Source organism: Chryseobacterium nakagawai (genome assembly GCF_900637665.1).
GTDB lineage: Bacteria > Bacteroidota > Bacteroidia > Flavobacteriales > Weeksellaceae > Chryseobacterium > Chryseobacterium nakagawai.
The window spans coordinates 1,490,139-1,510,765 of sequence record NZ_LR134386.1 but is presented as its reverse complement, the minus strand read 5'-3'; the positions used below and the strand labels follow the sequence as shown (position 1 = coordinate 1,510,765).

Below are 20,627 nucleotides of genomic sequence, written 5' to 3'. Positions count from 1 at the left end.
AAAAACCGCTCATTGCTGAGCGGTTTGTATATTTTACCAGATTTTGATTCTCTCTTCTGGAGCTTTGTATAATTTGTCTCCTTTTTTCACATCAAATGCTTTGTAGAATGCATCAACGTTGATTAGCGGACCGAAACTTCTGAAGTAACCCGGAGAGTGCGGATCTGTCTTCACCTGGTTAACCATATATTTTTCACTTGATAAAGTTCTCCAAACGGTTGCCCAGCTTAGGAAGAATCTCTGATCCTGAGTAAATCCACTGATTTTTCCTGGATTTCCTTTATCTTTTAAATACATTTGAAGAGCATCGTAAGCGATGTTTACTCCACCTAAGTCAGCGATGTTTTCACCGTTTGTGAAGGTCCCGTTTACGAATGTTCCTTTTACAGGTTCATATTTGTCATATTGAGCTGCAAGAGCTTTAGTTGCTTTTTCAAAGTTCGCCTTATCTTCCGGAGTCCACCAGTCTACAAGATTACCATCTGCATCAAACTGAGCACCTGAATCATCGAATCCGTGGCTTATTTCGTGACCGATAACAGCTCCAATTCCTCCAAAGTTTACTGCTGCATCAGCCTTAGGATTGAAGAATGGCGGCTGAAGAATCGCTGCAGGGAATACGATTTCGTTATATACCGGGTTGTAATAAGCATTTACAGTCTGTGGCGTCATTCCCCATTCTGTTTTATCCACCGGTTTTCCGATTTTTGCTAAATCTTTATTGTATTGCCACTCCCCGATATTCTGAAGGTTTTTGTATAATGTACCTCCTTTCGACTCAGGAGTGATCTCCAGTTTTGAATAATCTTTCCATTTGTCCGGATAAGCAACTTTTACAGTGAATTTATTCAATTTCTGCATTGCTTTCTCCTTAGTAGTAGAAGACATCCAAGTCAGGTTATTGATGTGGAGTGTAAAGCTCTTCTTTAAGTAATCGATCAATTCCACCATCTGAGCTTTAGCTTCAGCCGGGAAGTATTTTTCAACATAGAGTTTGCCGAAAGCTTCTCCTAAGTTTCTATTGATTAATTCGAAACCTCTTTTGTTTAGTGCTCTCTGCTCCTGCTGACCTCTTAAATATTTACCAAAGAAAGCAAACTTCATATCTCCAAGTTTTTCACTCAGGTAAGAGGCACTTCCATTAATCATGTGGAATTTCAGATAATCTTTAATGATCGGAAGGTTCTCAGCATTCACCAATTTATCAAAGTTCTTATAATATTCCAGTTCTCCAATAATTACCTTATCTGTATTTACTCCTACTTTTTTAAGGTAAGCCGGAAGATCTACCCCTTTTACCAACGCTGAAAGCTCAGCCATCGTTTTAGGATTATATTGAAGGGTATTATCACGACTTTGCTCGTTTGTTAAGAGCGTCTTTGCAATACTTTTTTCATAATTAACGATATTTTTTGCCGCTTCGTCAGCATTTTTATACCCTAATTCTTTCAGCATAGAAGCTACATATTTCTGATATTCAGCAATAGCTTCTGTATTTTTTTCATTTACTTTCTGATAATAATCTCTCCCTAAACCAAGAGAAGCATCACCTAAGTAAACAGCATTCATATTAGAATTCTTCAAGTCAGCATATACTCCCCACCCGTAGAAAATATTTTCACCTTCCTTCGTTACTGAAGCCAGATAATTCTGAAGGTCAGTCATATTTTTGATCGCATCAATTTTATTCAGGTGTTCCTGAATAGGCTTAATTCCGTCAGCATTTCTCTTCTGCATATTCATGTAAGAAGCATACAGATCCTGGATCTTCTTCCCTTCACTTCCGTCAGTAAATTTATCTTTCAAAAGAGAATTCAGGATAGTCATGGAATTGTTATCCGTATCCTCTCCTAATTTATTGAAGCTTCCCCAAGTTGGCTTATCAGCTGGAATTTTAGCTGTTTTCATCCATGTTCCGCTCACATAATTATAAAAATCATCCTGTGGACGTACTGAAGTATCCATTAAGCTAAGGTCTAAACCTTTATCGGTATTGTTCACTGCTACTTTAGCAGTTTTAGCTTGTGCACTCATCGTATTTTGAGAGCAGATCCCTGCTATTAGAAACAAAGAAAGCGTTAGTTTTTTCATTATGATAACAATTTATATAATATGTATGATTTATTTCTTATTTGTTACTTTTTCGTAAAACAAATTTAAACAAATATTAAGAAGTTGCTATCTCTTTTACATTTCCTGTACGTTTCAGGAAGCCCCAGGACTGCATTTCGCCTTTCAATGCTTTTCTTAAACTTTTAAATAATACAATATACATCAGCCATCTATATCCAAATCTTTGCGGAATGATATAGAGCAGATTCACCAGTTTTTCCCGTTGCATAATAAATGCTATTAATGCCAGGGATGCATCCACTAAAAGGAAGATCAGGTAATAACCGAATATTTTACTTCCGTTTCCTGATAGAATTCCAAAGAACATAATAAGATCTGCCAATGGTGAGAAAAACGGAATGATATACTGGAACAATAAAATATTCGGCATCGCCCAAAGTCCCAATCCTTTATATTTAGGGTTAAGGAACGTCTGTCTCTGTTTCCAAAACATCTGCATGATTCCGTAAGTCCAGCGGAAACGTTGTTTAAGAAATTGTGCTACGCTTTCCGGAGCTTCCGTTACTGCAATAGCCTGGTTTTCATTAGCAACGGTATAACCGGCTCTTAAGATTTTTACTGTAATATCACAATCTTCAGCCAGAGTATCGGAAGAATACCCTCCTGCTTCAAGAATTACTGATCTTTTAAAGGCTCCAATCGCACCAGGAATCACAGTAATTGCATTGATATGAGCATAGGCTAATCTGTCAAAATTCTGACTTGTTGTGTATTCTATCGCCTGCCATTTGGTAAGCCAGTTGACAGTGTTTCCTACTTTTACATTTCCCGCTACAGCTGCTATTTTTTCTTCAGGACCTGCATTCAGGAATCTCGCGATCAAATATTTCACAGCATCCTGTTGCAGTTTAGTATCTGCGTCTATACACACTACGTATTCTGCATCAGTTTGTGAAATCCCAAAGTTTAGAGCAGTTGCTTTTCCACCGTTTTCTTTTGTAAATATTTCCAACTTCGGATGATTGGGAAAAGCTTCTTTCGCCTTTTCAAACGTTGAATCTTTGCTTCCATCATCTACCATAATGATATTAAAATTCGGATAGGTTTGTTTCAACAGATTATGTAGGGAAGATACTATATTTACTTCTTCATTATAAGCAGGCACAATAATGGAAACCTTTGGATACAATTCAAGCGTTGGAAATTCGCCCAGTTTTTTCTCTTTTTTTCTTTCTTTAAAAGCCCAATACGCCATTAACAATAATCTTATTAATCCCAACACAATGAAAATAGTAAACAGTGCCACCAAAAAGTGACTCACTCCATAGATCACGGTTGCCAGTACTAAATTAAGCTGCATGATATAATAAGATCTGGTTTTAGGAACTTCAGGCATCAGTTCGCTTTTGCTCTTATGTAGAATACTGGTAAGATTAGTAAAATGATAGCCTTGTTTCTGAAGAGTAGGAATCAAAATCTTCAAAGCTTTTACCGTTTCTTCTCTTGTGTCACCTCCCGCATCATGAAGCAAAATGATATTCCCTCTCTCCTGCTTGATTCCCGCCATTACGCGTTTCACAATTTCATCTGCTTTTATTCCGGGCTGCCAATCTTCCGGATCAATATTTTCTCCTATATCCAGATAGTTTTGCTGTCTTGCCAATGCCACCGGAATAATCTCTTCTGAAGTGGTAGGCTCAGAGTCTGCGTTATAAGGGGCACGGAAAAGGATCGTACTGTGTCCTGTTACACATTCTATGAGAAGTCTTGTAAGTTTCAGTTCAAGTAAAGCTCTTTCCGGGCTTACTTTTGCTACATTTTCATGCGTAAAAGTGTGGTTTCCTATTTCATGACCTTCCCGATAGATTCTTCTAACCAGCGGAAGATTTTTTTCTGCATTTAAACCTACTAAAAAGAAGGCTGCCGGAACATGGTATTTGGACAATATATCTAATACCTGAGGCGTGTAAGTTTCATCGGGCCCATCATCAAATGTCAGTACCAGTTCTTTCTGCGGAGCACTTCCATACTTTTTTACTTCATAAGAACTTGGATACGTAATATAGTTTTCATCTGTGATGATTTTCTCTTTCGGATCTATTTCCAATGCAATTTTACCATCATGGGGCGTATTCAGAACATCCAGTACTTCCCCCTCCCCGATATAATCCACCATGGTCTGTCCTTTTACATTTTCCAGTGTTTTTAAATTTAACTTAGAAAGCCCGGCAAATGTAAGGTCCTTATCATAGAAGTTCCAGATTCTGCTGTCTTCACTTCCCAGTCTCCAAAGGGCTGTTCCTGCCAATGGGTATTCAGAAGAGAAACGCATGGTGTTAAAAATGGACGCTGCATCATTAAAAAATACAGTATGGCTATTATTTTTTGAATCTGTATAAGAATAGTTTAAATTGAAGGTATTGTCATTAAAATCAATCACCGCTTTACTGGCACTTGCTTTAGTGATCGCCTGCATATACGTTACTGAAGTATTGTCATCCTTGTTGGAGCTCCAGTCATAACCATACGCTCCCAACCCAAGAATAATTTTATGAGGAGAGGTTTGCTTAACGATTTTACCCGTCTGGGCTTCGATCCATTTCTGTGAAGAAACAGGGCCTGCATCACTACTTGCAGAATATTCATCATAAGCCATCAATACAAAGTAATCTACATAAGGATCTAATCTCGGAATGTTATAATCATCATTGTCCGTCATAATATCCATGGTTACCAACAGTTGATTCTGTTTAAAAGTTCCTGAAAGTTCTTTCATAAAAGCAATCAGGTTCTCATCAGAATCAAGATTCATATCTTCAAAGTCGATATTGATACCTTTGAAATGATATTTCAGGCACTGTTGGGTAAGCTTTTGAATAAGATCCGTTCTTTTCTTTGGATCATTCAATACCTTCCCCAGCCCTTCAGCACGGAATTCCTGATTAGAGTTATTGCTCAGAATAGGCATGGCTGCCACTCCTGTTCTTTTGATTATTTTATATCCTTCCGGGTCAACGTTGGTTTTCAGGTCTCCTGTTTTAGGATCAAGGAAAAACCATTCAGGAAATACCAGATTGACGTGTCTGATGTTTCTTTTTAAAGACATCAGAGACTGTGGATCCCATGCTACATAGAAGGCAGAACGAATTCCGCCGGGAAACTGCGCCCAGTTTCTATTTTGATTTTTATATCGTTCTGCTCTTGCCTTTTGAATCTTGGCAAAACTGGTATGAATATTTTTTTCAGAGATGAAGTTTCTGAAGCCTTTATACTCTTTAGAAATTTTATTTTCCTGAAGATAAGGTTTATTCGCTGTAATTACTGCTTTATAATCTTCTTTAAAAGGAATTTTTGGACTTCTGTCCAGGGTCATCATCAAACCTAACGCTAAAAGAAGGAGCGCCGCAACAAAAATAAAGATACGGCTTCCCCATTGTACACTTTTCCAACGTTTCTTGCTGTTGGTCTGAAAAATCTGTTTGGAATTTTCCACGATTTTAAAATTTTAATGAATGATTTTCAAAAAGTGTGAAAAAGCACATTAAAATTAATTAAAAAAAAATTAAAAATATAACCATTTACTTAGTGACTTACCAAAAGCCCTACAAGATCCTGAATCACCTTCTGGGAAACGAAATCCATAAAGTCTACTCTTTCCAGATGAGGCATGTATAATTTTGAAGTTACTTCCTGATTATTAATTCGTATTGTATAAAAAACGGTTCCTACATCTTTACCATCCTCCCCTTTTCCAGGGCCAGCCACACCGGTAGTAGAAAGGGAAATATGGGTATCAAATAATTCCTGACATCCTTTTGCCATTTCCTGGGCGACCTGTTCACTGACTACAGTAAACTGATCTACCGTTTCTCTGGAAACATTTAAAATTTTGATTTTTTTTTCTGTAGCATAAGCGACCATCCCCCCAAGAAAATATTTTGAGCTTCCGGAAACTGAAGTAATCATTTTTGCCAATTCTCCTCCGGTACAGCTTTCTGCAGTTGAAATAGTGAGTTTTCTTTCTGTAAGAATTTCTGCCAGAATCTTCTCTATTTTATCTTCAGACATCGCAATCACATGATCCTTGATAAGAGGAAGCAGTTTCTGGATTTCATTTTCTGTCTGTTGTTTTAAAGCTTCTTCATTGTTTCCTAATGCTGTTATTCTCAACTTTACCCTGGTTCCTACCGGAAGGTAAGACAATGAGATGTTTTCAGGAAGGGCAAGTTCCCAGTCTTCAATGGTATCTGCGAGAATACTCTCCGGAATCCCCACTACAGAAACAATTCTTGAATGAATATAGTTAAGATTAAATTTTTCCTGTAAATAAGGAATAATCTGATCTTTTATCAATGGTTTTACTTCATAAGGAACACCAGGCAAACTGTAGCTCAGTTTTCCATCCAGTTCCATCATCATACAAGGTGCAGTTCCAAAATGGTTTTGAAAAACAATAGATTTTGTAGGTACAAAAGCCTGTTCTTTATTTCTTTCCAGAATATCCGCCCTTCCACGTCTTTCCATGTATCCTTTAAGGTGGTTAAAAGTTACCTCATCCAGAGCAATTTCGTCATTGAAAAATTCTGCAAGTGCCTTTTTGGTCTTATCATCCCTTGTAGGACCCAATCCTCCGGTTGTAATGATGAGATCACCTAATTGAAAGGCAGCACTTAATGTATTCTTAATGGTATCTATTTCGTCTGAAATAGTAAAGATCTGTACAACCTTTATTCCGATATTTTTAAGTTCAGAGGCAATAAAATTGGAATTGGTATCTACCGTATTTCCGGAAAGGATTTCGTCACCAATAGTGATTAGGACTGCTTTTTCCATATATGAGATTCTTGAAAAAAATTCTGCTGCAAATGACGGAAAAATATGCGGCTGTGGCAATATAAATTGATTTTTTCTATTTTTGACAGAAATTAGTTAAAGTTATGTCTAAATATGATGATGCTTCATGGCATTATGGTGGTGATTTTCCTGAAGGGCTTCCTCAGAAAAACGGAGCAACGCATACTGGTATGTTCCTGAACTGGTGTATTCAGAATGATCTGATCTCCGATGAACTGAAGGAAGATCATGAAGAGGAAATTGAAAAATTAAAACGAAGAGAGATTACAGGTGCAGAATTCATTATGGATTCTTGTGATGGAAAATTCTCTGAATATGACCTGAGTGATCTTGGAAACAGTTTTGCAAAGGACTATTATGCAGATGAAACCGATTTTGGAAACCGATACAGTTCTTTTGCAGATGACTACGTCAATCTTTTTGATACTAAAGCAGAGGAAAACGATTATGAATATGAAACCTTCTACCACATTGAAGATACCTACGAAAACTATGATCTGATGAAACAAGTCATTGATTATCGTTTTGAAGAGTGGAAGGAATATATTAAAGAATAAAATATAAAAAAGTAAAAGGCAAATCGTGATGCTATGATTTGCCTTTCTGCTTTATTATTGATTATGTTTCACCCAGATGAGCTCATCAGTATTATAACCAATTTTTCTGGCTTTTTCAATAAAACGTTGCCTGATACTTTCCGGAATAGTTGTCGTTCGGGAGAGAATCCAGAGGTATTTTAAGCTGCTTCCTGCTACCAGAGCATATTGATAGTCTTCATCAATATCAATGACATTATAACCTGCCCAAATGGGCTTGAAAAAGGATACTTTAAGCCTTGCTTCGGTGGGATCTTTAACGAATTTAGCTTCCCCAATAGACTCATTCCATACTTTTTTGAGATAATCGTACCCTTTATTTCTCACCTGAATACTGCCATTGGGATTCTCTGAATATTCTGCAGTAACGTTATCCATATTTTTCTCGAATCTGTAATCAAAACGGGCTATTTCATACCATCTTCCGAGGTATTTTTTAACATCAAAATTCTTGACTGCCCGAGTTCCTCTCGGAATGCCTACGGAATAAGAATGAAAAGCCATATACGCCAAAGCTCCTAACGAAACGGGTAGTATTATTTTATGAAGGGTTTTCATGATAGAAATATTTTGTGTGGTTGTAATGAAAACGTCAAAAATAATGCCTTTGGCCTGTTAAAGAACGATAAATTCTAAGAAAACACCTTTAGAAAGTTATCTTTAAAACTTCCTGAAACCTCAATTTCAGTATCATCAGCAAGCATTACGGTTCCACTTTTATGATAAGACTTCACAAATGTTGCATTGATAATATGAGAACGGTGAACTCTTACAAAAGGGTTTTCCAACAAATCATCAAAATGTTTCAAAAACCGGCAGACCATTTTCTTTGAACCATCGGTAAGATACACCTGAGTAAAGTTTCCATCTGCCTGAAGCCTTACAATATCTTCTGTTTTTACTACATCAAATCCTTGTAAAGTAGGAAGAATAAGCTGCTGTTTTTCAGGTTTTAATTTTAAATTCTCCAACAAAATTTTATTCCGGTTGAGCTCTTCTTTTTTCTCTATGCTTTCTAGAACTTTATTAACTGCTAAAATAAGTTCCTGGATGTCAATCGGTTTTAAAATATAATAGCTTGCTGATTTATTTAAAGCCTGTAAAGAATATTGCGAAAATGCTGTAATGAAAATGGTTTCATAGGCAAACTCCTTGGTAGCTTCCAATACGTCAAAGGCATTTCCGAAAGGCATTTCTACATCTAAAAAAACCAATTGAGGCTGTTTCTCTGCAATTAAAGGAACGGCTTCTTTAATATTTTCCGCTTCACCAAGAATTTCTACCTGTGGGCAATATTTGGTGAGATAGCTTCTCAATACTTCTCTTGCGATCAGTTCATCATCTACAATTACAGCTTTGATCTTCATTGGATTTAAATATTAAATGGCAGGTAATAGATTACAGATGCAAATTAGGGATATTTGGCTAACCATGCAATCTTCCCAATCAAGTCATACTCTTTTCCATTTCCAGGCATACATTACAATCAAAATTGTTATAATGCATTCCACTACTGCAAGGAAAATATAAAACAGATACCATTCTGAAAAGGATGAAATACCAATAAGGAGCATCACCAAAGTAAAAAAGATTCCGAAAACAATATTAAGGATTCTGTTGATCACCGGTTTCAGAATAAGGGAAAGAAATACCATAACCGCAGGTATTGCCAAAACAACTGCCGCCAATAACAAATTCAGTGGAGCATTCAATAGATTATGGCCATCTATAAGCCCTTCTGTTTTTCCCGGAGTATACAGTTCAAAGTAATCACCGTATAAATAACACAATGTAACAGAGGTCCAAAGGCCGGCAAGTATAATTTTGACGTTTACCTGGATGTCTTCAAGTTGGGTAGAATTGTTCATGGTATATTAGTTTTGATTATTATTAATGGTTTTACTCTTCACACCTACAATCAATAGCCACAGGCACATCCCTATTTCCCCTATTGAAGCGGGTAATGTTATATACCCTGATATTGCATAATCCGGAAAATGAGGAATCGTAGTTCTTCCAAAAACATTGAGAACATATCCTAAACAGCCCAACATTAAAAAAACTCCTAAAATTTTGGGTAAAAATCCGGACCTATAAACCAGATATCCTAATGGAAACAGCCAAAGTCCCCAGAAAATCTGAACAATTAAAATTCCTTTATTATAATTATTCAGTAAAAGCATCATCTGAGCCTGTAGCTGTTGGGTATCAAATATTTTTAAATAATCAGCTCCCTCAACAAGAGTAAGTACAGAAAACTTACTTTGAAGATTAATAAAAGAAATAGGTACACTGATAAGTGCAAAAATAACCATCAGCCTTGCTGCATTTTTGTCTGTTTCTTTCAACAGCTGATACAAAACTAAAGGAAGAAACCCAAAAGCAATATAGCAAAGCATACTGCTTGCAATACCCAACCTGAATAAGGATGACGAAGAAATATGATGAAAAGTAAGTTCCGGATCTTCCCACACAATCAATTGTGATGGCACATACATTAAGCTGTAAAAACCGGTTATGATGACAACAAGATAAATAAATCCTGCTAATCGGGCTGTTTTATTATTGATATTCATCTGATTAGTTTTAAACTAATAAGACAATATCTATTTAATTTTTGTTACAATAAAAAGTAACTATATGAAAAAAAAATAATAAAAGTTTCTTTAGAATATAATTTTGGAAAACTACTGATATTTTCCGTTTTTGAATTTCAGTGTGCTATAAGTTGTTTTGGAAGTTTCTTTTCCCGCGCATTCTCCTTTCACTTCTTTGTTTATAGTGGTTACAGAAATGGTCTTAATTTTAAGATCTGTAAAATGGTTCGTTTTGGATGTATTCATAATGATATAGGAATGGTCATCCTTAAACTCGCCGTTGCATCGGGTATCCCATTCTCCTGTTGTAGAATCCATTTCAAACTGATCAAGAACCTTTTTAAGAGTCTTCCCTTCCGGATAATACATTGAAAGCGTGCCTGAAGCATAAGGATTGGGCCTGCTACTTCCTACAAAATCTGCCTTTACTCCAAATGCCCGGATGTTCGTACTGATATTATATAAACCAGTATCAATAGCAAAACTTCTTAGGCTTATAGCATCAGAATTCAGTTCTGTTGGATCGAAATATTTGTTCTTTATGGTTCCGTTACGGTCTGTAATTAAAATATAGTTCTGAACTGTAAAAACATAATCTTCTTTGTCCTGATTCACAACCACAGGAATAACCACAATATAAGAGTCTTCAACATTGGGCATTTTCTTTTCAATACAGAATTCTTCCTTTATCTTGGTTTTGTCAAGTTTCAGGCTGTTAAGAATATGATTCAGTCTGATACTGTCAATATCCTGAGCCGCTATAGTTCCGGAAAACTGGCTCATCATCAGTATAATTAGAAATATATTTTTTTTCATTGTAAAGTTTTTATGCCAGATTAATTTGAATAATGACTAAAACTCCATTGTGATTTTCCTTATCCTTTACAGAACAGGTTATATCTTTTTTGTACAGATCATTCAGCAGCTGAATTCGCTCTAAAGTATTTTTCATACCTCTTCCTTCGCGGGTTTTCTGATGCTGGGTTTTCTGTTTTTTACTTTCTTCAATTCCTATTCCGTTGTCTTCAACAATGACCTTTAAGTAGCGTTCATTTTTCTCAAAGCTTAATTTTAAAAAGCCTTTTTCTGCTCTATAACGCAGTCCGTGCCAGATAGCGTTTTCAAGGAACGGTTGTACCAGCATTCCGGGAACCTGCAGGCTTTGGATATTCAGATTTTCATCTATCTCAATTTCATAATCAAATTTATCTGCAAAACGTGTTTTTTCCAATGCCAGATAGTTCTGCAAAAGATCAAGCTCTTGTTGTAAAGGAATAAAATCATCGGTAGAATTTTCCATCACTCCACGCATCAACTTTGAGAACTTAGTCAGATATTGATTGGCTTCCAGTTCGTTATTGGTGGCAATAAAGTGGTTGACACTATTCAGACTGTTGAAAATAAAGTGGGGATTCATTTCCCGCCGAAGCGACTGAAGTGCTATTTTTTTGTTTTTGACCTGAACTTTCTTCAAGGTTCTGAAAATAAAAATAATAAGACCGGTCAGCACGATTAAAGCTCCTATCAGTCCATAATTGAAAATATTTTTCTTACGGATAAGTTCATCTTTCAATTCCTTTTCCTTTTCCAGCTGAGAAATTCTCTGCTCTGTATCTTCCAGAATCTTATTATCTACCAGGCTTCTGTCCTTGGAAACCAGATTGGGGAGTTTTCCCAAAAAGTCTCTGTACAATTGAACTGAAGCATCCACATTTCCTGAGATGGCATACAAACTGTCCAGTTTCTTCACACTTTTCTGCGCTTCCAGCGTATGTCCTTTATCCAAAGCGATTCCATACGCATTCTTCAAAAGATCAACCGCCTCTTTAGGATCATTTTTCTTGATATAAATATCAGCCAGTTCCTGAATCTGATTCACTTTTTCCTGAGAATTATCCTTTACAAAATCCTCCTTAAGAACTTTCTTTTTAGCTTCAATCGCCTTATCAAAATTCTTATTTTCTACATACAGATCAGCTAATTTCTGGTTAATAGCCAATGCCTGTTGTGGAGCTTCCCGCTTTGAAATTTTATATGCATTATTAAGGTTTTCTTCCGCTTTATACAGATCTTTCTGTTGTATATTTACATCTGCCAACTGGCTATATCCTTCCGCTACATTGGCTTGTTCATTTTCTTTTTTGCTTATATTAATATTACTCTGAATGGCTTCTGCTCTAAGCTCAGGGGTAGGAGAAGAAAGCCTTGCAACATCATTAGCATTGACAGCCTTACTTTTTTCACTATAGCTCATCTGCGCTGCCATACTGTAATTGCTGAGCGCTGGGGTTATCTTATTCTGTTTTTCCTGTGATTGTGCTAATTTCCGGGTAACAGATTCCAGGTTTTTTTTGTCATTAAGTTTCTGGTAAAGCGCTTTAGCTTTGGTAAAATATTCCTCGCTCTTGGCGTAGTTTCCCTGATTATAATAATCAGAACCCATGTTTACATATACATCTGCGGCCCCTTTATCATCATTCTTGTCTACGGCTTTCTTCAACTTTGCAGCAGATTTCAGGACTTGGGAAACTTTTGTAGAATCCTGTGCCATGAGAACATTTCCCACAGCAAACATTGAAATAAAGAGTATGTTAAAAACTAATTTCACGGATTTCAAATCTTTATTGCAAAGTAAGTAAAACTTTATCGATCAGCTTCTATTCTTTACCAAGCCAAAACATGATTTCACCAAGTTACAATCCATAAGAAATCCACATAAGTTTTGAAAATCAAAGATGTTCATATCCGAAAGTATCTGCGAGATCTGACAAATCTGCGAGAAAATATAATTAGAAATCAATGTTATCAGAATAAATCTTGCACTTGAAACTATATAGTGTATTTGTACTTTCTTTTTATTCTTCTCATTCAGAAAGCATACAATCAAAATACCATTTATACGACTCACCAAGTGAAAGTTCCATTTCACCAAGTCTCCCGGTTTTCAGCTTCAGATCGAACTAATTTTACATCAGAATTTAAAAGTAAAAACAAGAAATTATGAAATTAAAACATTTTTTATTAATCGGGATTTTAACGCTGGGAAGTTTTGTAAACGCTCAGGAAGTAAAGAAAAACGCAATTGAAGTAACTGGTGTTGCAGAAATGGAAGTAGAACCGGATGAAGTATTCTTTAGCCTTGGAATAAAAGGAGATACCAAAAACGATCTGGCAGACAATGAAAAGAAGATGTTTGACATCTTAAAGAATGCAGGAATAAGAAACGAGGATATCAAATTTAAGTCAACGTATCAGAACATTTACGCAAAAAACGGAAAATTTACTAAGAACTATGAGTTTAAAGCGAATGCAAAAGCAAACCTTAGTAAAGTATTTGAAGACCTGAATCAAAAATGGGTAAGCAGCCTGAACATTTCAGAAGTAAAGAATACCAAAATTGCAGATTTCAGAAAGACAGTAAAGATCAATGCTTTAAAAGCAGCGAAAGAAAAGGCAGATTATCTATTAGAAAGTATGGGTAAAAAGGTGGGGAATGTTCTTGAAATTACAGAAATAGAGGACTATACCAGCGACACTGTAATGCCTGTTGCTTACAAAAGCAGAATGAGTAATGTACAGATGGAAATGGCAGATGCTTCTTTAGACCTTTCTTTTGACAATATTGAAAACATCAAACTGAAATACAGTATCAAAACAAGATACGAAATCCTTTAAATAACAGATTTAAAAGAGGCTGTCATACTTTTGGCAGCCTTTTTTGATTTGCCACGAATGCAGGAATAAAATAATTTCCGAAAGTTTGCAAGTCTATGTGAAATCTATGTGGTTTAAAAAAATAAACCACATAGATTTCACATAGTTTTTTTAAAGCTTATTTATAAAGCCATTCGTGCATTAGTGGCAAAAAAAACATAAGGTTGTCTACTCACCAAGTGAAAAGCTCTCTTCACCAAGTATCCAAAAATATAGGCTTAGATACGGGTAATTTTACTTTATAATTTAAAATAATAAACGATGAAACGCTATCTTTTAATCACACTATTTTCAGTGGTTCTCTTTAAGGCCCAGGAAATTAAAAAGGAAATTGAAGTAAAGCAGGCTACCGTATTCCTTCAGGGAGCAAAAGTCTTCGGAAGTACCAATATTAATCTTCAGAAAGGACATAATAAGGTAAGAATTATCAATCTTCCCAATAATTTGGATGAAAACACCTATAAAATCAATCTGGAAAAAAATACGACTCTCCTATCCATCACTCCACAAAGTAATTTTTTGAAAGAAGATCAGCTTTCTGATGGTGAGAAAAAACTGAATGATGAAAGAAAAAAACTTCAAAGACAGGCAAGTCTGCTCACTATCCAGGTTAAAAATCTTACGGGAGAACAGAATATTATCAATGATAATTTAAAAGTATCAGCCAATGATAAATCCACTCCTCAGGAGCAGCTTATTAAGCTTACTGAGTTTTATAGAAAAAGGATGCTGGAAATTGATAATCAGGTCTTTTTACTGAATGAGCAGAAAAGTATACTAGACGAAAGTATTGCAAAGCTTAATAAACAATCGGATGAGGAACAAACCCATAAAAATACCAACCGAAAAGAGCTCCTGCTTGAAATTCTTGCTGATAATGATACCAACCTGAATCTGGGGCTCAGCTATATTGTTTCTGATGCAGGCTGGATTCCGTCTTACGATCTGCGCGCTCAGTCTGTAAAGAAACCTCTTGAAATGGTTTACAAAGGAAAGATCTATCAAAAAACCGGGCAGGATTGGAACAACATAAAATTGTTTGTCTCTACTTACAGACCGTCATACAATCAGAACCGTCCTATCCTTTCTCCATTGTATGTTGCGGAATATACAATTCCTAATCCAATACTTGAAGTTGCCGATTACAAATCTAAAAAAGAGTCTACACTGATGAATGTTTATCAAATGAGACAGGAAATCGCTGCAAAACCAAGTCAGATTCCAATTGCTTCTGTTTCCGATAATCAAATGAATGTGATCTATGAACTGAATTATAATCAAACCATTTTAAGTCAGGAAAAAGAACAGTATGTGATTCTGGATAAAAAACAAATTGATGCTACTTACAAGTACCATACAGTTCCAAAACTTAACAATCAGGTCTTCCTGATGGCTTTCGTAAAAAACTGGCAAAACCTCAACCTTATTAATGGCGAAGCTAATATCTATTTTGAGGACAATTATATCGGAAAAACCAATATTACCAGCCATTATGTAAAAGATGAGTTCCCGATTTCTCTTGGAGTAGATGAAAGAATCACGGTAAAAAGAATCAAACTGAAAGATAAAGCTTCTCAAAAGCCCATGAACTCGAACAAATGGGAAACTGAAACCTACCAGATCAGCATCAGAAATAATACCAAAGAAAGTATTGAACTGGAAGTACTGGATCAGCTTCCTATCAGTGAAAATTCTAAAATATCAGTGAAAGCTATAGAAACTGGAGGCGGAAGCCTTGATGAAAAAACAGGAAGCATTCTTTGGAACAAAAATATAAGTTCCGGAGGTTCTGATAAGATCAATTTCTCTTATGAAGTTAAGTATCCGAAAGATATGCACATCCAATATTACAGTAGATAACCTATAAAAAATAATAATATGACAACTTTAAAAATCTTAGCCATTGCAGCAGCTTTTTTAAACTCCGGGGCAACAGCACCCCTTAGCTGCTCGAAAAGTGATCCGGAAAACAGAAGCTTAATTGTACAAAATGCTTCTGTACCCACGGTAAATACGATATCAAAGGACAATAAAATCCAGGTAGCCCTTTTACTTGATACTTCCAACAGTATGGATGGGTTGATTGACCAGGCAAAATCCAGGCTCTGGAACATCGTTAATACGTTAACCACTCTAAAATACAACGGACAGGCTCTACAAGTTGAAATTGCTCTTTATGAATATGGGAATGATGGCATTCGTGATGAAAACTATATCCGTCAGGTAACTCCTCTTACCCAGGACCTTGATCTGGTTTCCGAAAAATTATTTGCTTTAAGAACCAATGGCGGAAGTGAATATTGTGGTGCTGTAATTCGGGATGCCGCAGCCAATCTGAACTGGGATGGCAACGAGAAAAGTATGAAACTGATTTATATTGCAGGGAACGAGCCGTTCAATCAGGGAAGGATTGATTATAAAGAAGTGATCTCAAAAGCAAAAAGTAAAAACATCTATACCAATACCATTTTCTGTGGAAGCCGGGAAGAAGGAATTCGAGACTACTGGCAAAACGGAGCAACAACGGGAGGTGGAAAATATTTTAATATCGACAGTGATAAAAAGGTTATTTATATTAAAACGCCTTATGACATCAGAATTTCCGAATGCAATACCAAATTGAATGACACCTATATGTATTATGGAAACCGCGGTTCTGAATATAAACAAAAACAAATTACACAGGATAAAAATGCAGAAGTACAATCCGTTTCCAATCTGGTAGAAAGAACCGTTTCCAAGTCTAAAAAGAACGCTTACAAAAATGAACATTGGGACTTGGTAGATAAAGCTGAAAAAGATGACAACTTTATTGCCAATATGAAAGCAAGTGAAGTGCCGGAGGAACTAAAGGGAAAAAGCAAAGACGAAATAAAAAAAGCAGTGGTCATAAAATCGGCAGAGCGTGAAAAGATTCAAAGAGAAATTGACGATCTTTCTAAAAAACGTCAGACCTATATTGATGATGAAATGAAAAAAAGAGGCACTGATGATTCTGATGATCTTGGAAAAGCCATTGAAAGTTCTATACAGGAGCTGGCCAAAAAGAATGGATATACCTTGTAGGAGGATTAATCTTAAATCTCTTTAAGTAACAAATCCTTTTAAAATCAAGAACACTTAAGTTTTGAATCTTTTGATTTTCTACTTAAGTGTTCTTATTTGTATCTGCTTATTTCAATATAATTTAGCGGACTAAAGTGTTCAAAATAAAACCTTTTTGCTGATGATTAAAGATGTTCTATCTTCCAAATCTAAAATATTCGGATAACGGATGCTTTTTATTTTTCATAAATAAAGAAGCCATTTCCATGCCTGCTGCTGAAAAAGTAATTCCGTTTCCTCCAAAACCCAACACAAAATAAGAGTTTCTGAACTTTTGGTGCTCTCCAATATAGGGAAGCCCATCTTTTGTTTCCCCAAAAGTCCCGGCCCATACAAAATCAGGATAGAAGTGATAATCCGATTTTATTTTCTTTAAACTTTTTAAAATTTCCTTTTCTTTTTTATTGAGAATGGCATCCCGTTTTTCGGCATCATAAAAATCTTCATCTCCACCGCCTATCAAGAGCCTTCCATCATCAGTAGTCCGCATATAGAGATAAGGTTCATCGGTATTCCAAACCAATGTACTCGTAATATTTTTAAATTTGTCTTTATCCACTTCGGACACCACTGCATACGTACTTTTCAAATTAACGAAATTCTCTTTCAATAAAGTTTTGCTTTCATACCCGATACAGTAGATTATTTTTTTCGCTTTTATCTGAAAACCACTGTTTGTTTTAGCAAGATTAAAACCTTTGTGATATTCTACTTTTATCATTTCAGTTTTGTCAAAGATTTTCAATCCTTTCCTTACATTATATTGAAATAATTCATGGGCAAACAGAAAGGCATCAATGCTGGCTCCCTGCTTTGACAGGATACCTCCATAAGTATTTTCAAATCCAAATTTCTCCAGCACCTCATCTGCTTGTAGCCATTTCACTTCAAATCCTGCTTTTTCTCTGGCTTCATATTCTTTCTTTAACCATTCGACATCTTTCTTTTTGGAAGCAAAGTATAGTGATTTTTTACGTTTAAACCCAGCACCAGACCGTATTTTTCCGGTAAGTGCTTCAATACTATCAATAGCATCTGAACATGCTTTATAGCTTGCAACAGCCCCTTTTTCTCCTATTTTTTCTATTAATTCATAAAGAGGAACATCTATTTCATATTGCAGCATTGAAGTGGTGGCAGAAGTGCTCCCATTACACAACTCACGCTTATCTATGAGAATAGTTTCATACCCATCCTTTATCATTTGATGGGCAATAAGGCTTCCTGTAATTCCACCTCCTATAATTAAAACATCACAGTTTTCATCCGATTTTAAAGAAGGATAAGTAGCAACCAGACCATTCTTTAATAGCCAAAAAGGTTCATTTGATTTGAGATCCATATTGATATTTTACATTAAAAATAACAATATTTATACCTATTTTAACAATTTTAGAGGAATTTATGGTTCAATTATTGTTTGCTTTATTAAATTCCAACCACCATAAAATATTTACTATGATAACAATTATTCCAGAAGCTCCTGATAATGTTGCAGCATTCAATGCAACCGGAGAAGTGACGAAAGAAGATTTTGAAAAACTGGTAATTCCGCGTGTGAAAGAGAAAGTAGACGAATTTGGTGAGCTGAATTACTTACTGTATTTGGATACCGATCTGGATAAATTTACCATGGGAGCATGGCTTGAGGATCTATTGCTGGGATTAAAAAACCTTGCAAAATGGAATCGGGCAGCCATTGTTACAGACAAAGAAGGCGTACAGGACTTTACTGAAATTTTCAGCGTTCTGATGCCGGGAGAGTTTAAATCTTTCCCAAAAGAAAATTTATACAATGCACTTTACTGGTGCAAAAATGGAAATGAGGTTGAAGTTTAATCAATCTTACGCAATACTAAAAGACTGTCTCAAAAGGCAGTCTTTTTTATTATATATCAATTAATATCAAATAGATACGTAAAAATACCTAATCCCAAATTTAGTACATTATACTGTAATTATATCCCTAAATAGTGATTACATTTGTTGTACTAATCACAAAAAATTATACCATGTCAACATTCAAAACCAACATTATCGCAGGGCCGCTTTGGAGCAATGACGAAGCACAAAAATTAGGACCACGTATTGCTGCGGCACACCTAGGAAAGTTTACCGGACAATGGACTACCATTGTAGAAGGGCAAATGAGCGTCATAGAAGTTGAACTAAATACGGAACCAACAGGCAGTACAGAATATACTTTAAATGTATTAGCCGGTCCTATTTGGAGCGACGAAGATGCTAAGGCAATTTGTCCTGCTATCTGTGCATCGTATGGCGGTACATGGAACGGACAATGGACAACGGTTGTAGAAGGCAAAATGAGCGTTTGCAGCTGTGTATTTAAATTCTAGTATAAAAAGAATAATGTATTAATTTAAAAAGCTGTCTCATAAGTCTATTTTTTAACTTTGAGACAGCCTTTTTTATGTTTTACTGTTTTATATCCTCACAGATGTAAGAAATCATTTATCCTATTTGTCACAAGAAACACGCTCTGCCATCACTTCTTCTTCGTTAGCTTTTTGTGAACCATACAAGTACATATACCTTACGCTGATCGCAAATCCGATAAAGGTCATCCCCACTCCTACCAATGACGGATAATTGAATGGCAATCCATATTCTAAAGGAATTCCGCCAAAGAAGGCTCCCATTGCATTGGCTATATTAAAACCGGCCTGCATAAAAGCTGCAGCCATCATTTCACTTTTCGGTGCCGCTTTCATCATCATAATGTTAATGGGTGCTGCAATAGACATTGATAATGCCCCACACATAAATGTCAATATGAAAGCAATATTCTGATGCTCGGAAAGTAAAAATACTCCTACCAGGGAAATCATCATTAAGAATATCAAGACTGCACAAGTTTTTTCCGGACCTAATTTATCTGAAATAATACCTCCAGCAAGGTTACCTACGACCATTCCTGCTCCGGCAAGAACCATTACATAGGCCATTTGACTGCTTTCCACTCCGGAAATCCCGGTCATTAATGGAGTAATGTAACTCAACCATGTGAAAAGACCACCAAACCCAATGGCTGTAATTGCCAATACCAGCCACGACTGCTTCTTTTTAAGGAATTTCAGTTCATCCAGAAAGTGGGTATTTTGATTGGCTTCCATTGCAGGCATCCATAATTTTAAAAATAACAGCGCAAAAACACCAATTAAAGCTACGATAGCAAAATACAGTCGCCAATGGAAAGTATGTCCAATATAGGTTACCAAAGGAACCATCACCAGATTGGCCACGGTGAGTCCTGTAAACATCATGGATATATAGAATGCTTCCTTCCCTTTTCCTGCCATTTTAGCAGCTACTACAGTTCCTACCCCGAAGAAAGCTCCATGAGGAAGTCCGGACATGAATCTTATAATCAGCATTGTTCCGTAATTGGGAGCAATAGCAGAAAGACCATTAAATAAAGTAAACAGGATCATAAATGCAATCAAAACTTTTTTGGGAGGAAATTTCACCGAATATCCAATCAGAAGCGGTGCTCCGATTACCACTCCCATTGCATAGGCAGAAATCAGATGCCCCGCTTGCGGAATAGTGATTTCCAGTGTTTTTGCAATATCTGGCAATAGCCCCATAACGGTAAATTCCGTGGTTCCTATTCCCAACCCGCCAATCGCCAGCGGTATTATTCTTTTATCAATCTTCATTGTACTTT

The 20,627-nt window shown here is 36.1% G+C and carries 17 protein-coding genes; 6 read left to right on the top strand and 11 right to left on the bottom strand.

The annotated features are described in order from the left end of the window. Nucleotides 1-33 precede the first annotated feature (33 nt). The 3 genes from EL260_RS06875 to EL260_RS06865 form a co-directional block, all read right to left on the bottom strand. Nucleotides 34-2,091: a M13 family metallopeptidase gene (locus tag EL260_RS06875; protein WP_123859503.1), complete on the bottom strand. Its 2,058-nt coding sequence runs from the start codon at nt 2,089-2,091 to the stop codon at nt 34-36. A gap of 76 nt (nt 2,092-2,167) precedes the next feature. Further along, nucleotides 2,168-5,566, bottom strand: a complete 3,399-nt coding sequence (locus tag EL260_RS06870) for a polysaccharide deacetylase family protein (protein ID WP_123859502.1) — start codon at nt 5,564-5,566, stop codon at nt 2,168-2,170. 89 nt (nt 5,567-5,655) lie between these two features. Continuing rightward, the gene (locus EL260_RS06865; RefSeq protein WP_123859501.1) at nt 5,656-6,906 is read right to left on the bottom strand and encodes a CinA family nicotinamide mononucleotide deamidase-related protein; all 1,251 of its coding nucleotides are present in this window, start codon (nt 6,904-6,906) and stop codon (nt 5,656-5,658) included. A gap of 104 nt (nt 6,907-7,010) precedes the next feature. Between EL260_RS06865 and EL260_RS06860 the strand changes: the two genes are divergently transcribed. Continuing rightward, a complete protein-coding gene (locus EL260_RS06860) occupies nt 7,011-7,484 on the top strand; it encodes a DUF7832 domain-containing protein (RefSeq protein ID WP_123859500.1) in 474 nt (157 codons plus the stop codon). 54 nt (nt 7,485-7,538) lie between these two features. Here the strand turns inward: EL260_RS06860 and EL260_RS06855 are convergent, their stop codons facing one another. The 6 genes from EL260_RS06855 to EL260_RS06830 all read right to left on the bottom strand — a co-directional run bounded on the left by EL260_RS06855 (nt 7,539) and on the right by EL260_RS06830 (nt 12,728). Continuing rightward, nucleotides 7,539-8,081 carry a lipocalin family protein gene (locus EL260_RS06855; RefSeq protein WP_123859499.1) on the bottom strand — a complete coding sequence of 181 codons (543 nt, stop codon included), beginning with the start codon at nt 8,079-8,081 and terminating at the stop codon, nt 7,539-7,541. A 74-nt stretch (nt 8,082-8,155) separates the two neighbouring features. Further along, nucleotides 8,156-8,890 (bottom strand): LytR/AlgR family response regulator transcription factor, encoded by a 735-nt coding sequence (locus EL260_RS06850; protein WP_123859498.1) that lies wholly within the window; start codon nt 8,888-8,890, stop codon nt 8,156-8,158. A gap of 84 nt (nt 8,891-8,974) precedes the next feature. Further along, the gene (locus tag EL260_RS06845; protein WP_123859497.1) at nt 8,975-9,391 is read right to left on the bottom strand and encodes a DUF6326 family protein; all 417 of its coding nucleotides are present in this window, start codon (nt 9,389-9,391) and stop codon (nt 8,975-8,977) included. 6 nt (nt 9,392-9,397) lie between these two features. Continuing rightward, on the bottom strand, nt 9,398-10,099 hold the full coding sequence (locus EL260_RS06840) for a DUF4386 domain-containing protein (RefSeq protein WP_123859496.1): 702 nt from the start codon (nt 10,097-10,099) through the stop codon (nt 9,398-9,400). 111 nt (nt 10,100-10,210) lie between these two features. Next, complete coding sequence (locus tag EL260_RS06835) at nt 10,211-10,936, bottom strand: PA3715 family protein (protein ID WP_123859495.1); 726 nt, start codon at nt 10,934-10,936, stop codon at nt 10,211-10,213. A 10-nt stretch (nt 10,937-10,946) separates the two neighbouring features. Beyond that, nucleotides 10,947-12,728, bottom strand: coding sequence for a tetratricopeptide repeat-containing sensor histidine kinase (locus tag EL260_RS06830; RefSeq protein WP_228445344.1), 1,782 nt, complete (start codon nt 12,726-12,728; stop codon nt 10,947-10,949). Nucleotides 12,729-13,120: 392 nt separating this feature from the next. Between EL260_RS06830 and EL260_RS06825 the strand changes: the two genes are divergently transcribed. The 3 genes from EL260_RS06825 to EL260_RS06815 all read left to right on the top strand — a co-directional run bounded on the left by EL260_RS06825 (nt 13,121) and on the right by EL260_RS06815 (nt 16,900). Continuing rightward, the gene (locus tag EL260_RS06825) at nt 13,121-13,795 is read left to right on the top strand and encodes an SIMPL domain-containing protein (protein WP_123859494.1); all 675 of its coding nucleotides are present in this window, start codon (nt 13,121-13,123) and stop codon (nt 13,793-13,795) included. A gap of 300 nt (nt 13,796-14,095) precedes the next feature. Further along, on the top strand, nt 14,096-15,694 hold the full coding sequence (locus EL260_RS06820) for a DUF4139 domain-containing protein (RefSeq protein ID WP_123859492.1): 1,599 nt from the start codon (nt 14,096-14,098) through the stop codon (nt 15,692-15,694). Between the two features lie 18 nt (nt 15,695-15,712). Beyond that, nucleotides 15,713-16,900, top strand: coding sequence for a VWA domain-containing protein (locus EL260_RS06815; RefSeq protein ID WP_123859491.1), 1,188 nt, complete (start codon nt 15,713-15,715; stop codon nt 16,898-16,900). A 175-nt stretch (nt 16,901-17,075) separates the two neighbouring features. Here EL260_RS06815 and EL260_RS06810 read toward each other — a convergent pair whose 3' ends face one another. Then, nucleotides 17,076-18,281, bottom strand: a complete 1,206-nt coding sequence (locus EL260_RS06810) for an NAD(P)/FAD-dependent oxidoreductase (RefSeq protein WP_123859489.1) — start codon at nt 18,279-18,281, stop codon at nt 17,076-17,078. Between the two features lie 116 nt (nt 18,282-18,397). Here EL260_RS06810 and EL260_RS06805 point away from each other — a divergent pair, with 116 nt between their 5' ends. Together EL260_RS06805 and EL260_RS06800 are read left to right on the top strand one after the other, a co-directional pair. Next, nucleotides 18,398-18,778 carry a SpoIIAA family protein gene (locus tag EL260_RS06805; protein ID WP_123859488.1) on the top strand — a complete coding sequence of 127 codons (381 nt, stop codon included), beginning with the start codon at nt 18,398-18,400 and terminating at the stop codon, nt 18,776-18,778. 173 nt (nt 18,779-18,951) lie between these two features. Next, nucleotides 18,952-19,296, top strand: coding sequence for a mannan-binding lectin (locus tag EL260_RS06800; protein WP_068941837.1), 345 nt, complete (start codon nt 18,952-18,954; stop codon nt 19,294-19,296). 120 nt (nt 19,297-19,416) lie between these two features. On the opposite strand, the gene EL260_RS06795 is transcribed toward EL260_RS06800, so the two are convergent. Beyond that, nucleotides 19,417-20,619, bottom strand: a complete 1,203-nt coding sequence (locus tag EL260_RS06795; protein ID WP_185145900.1) for an MFS transporter — start codon at nt 20,617-20,619, stop codon at nt 19,417-19,419. Nucleotides 20,620-20,627: the final 8 nt, after the last annotated feature.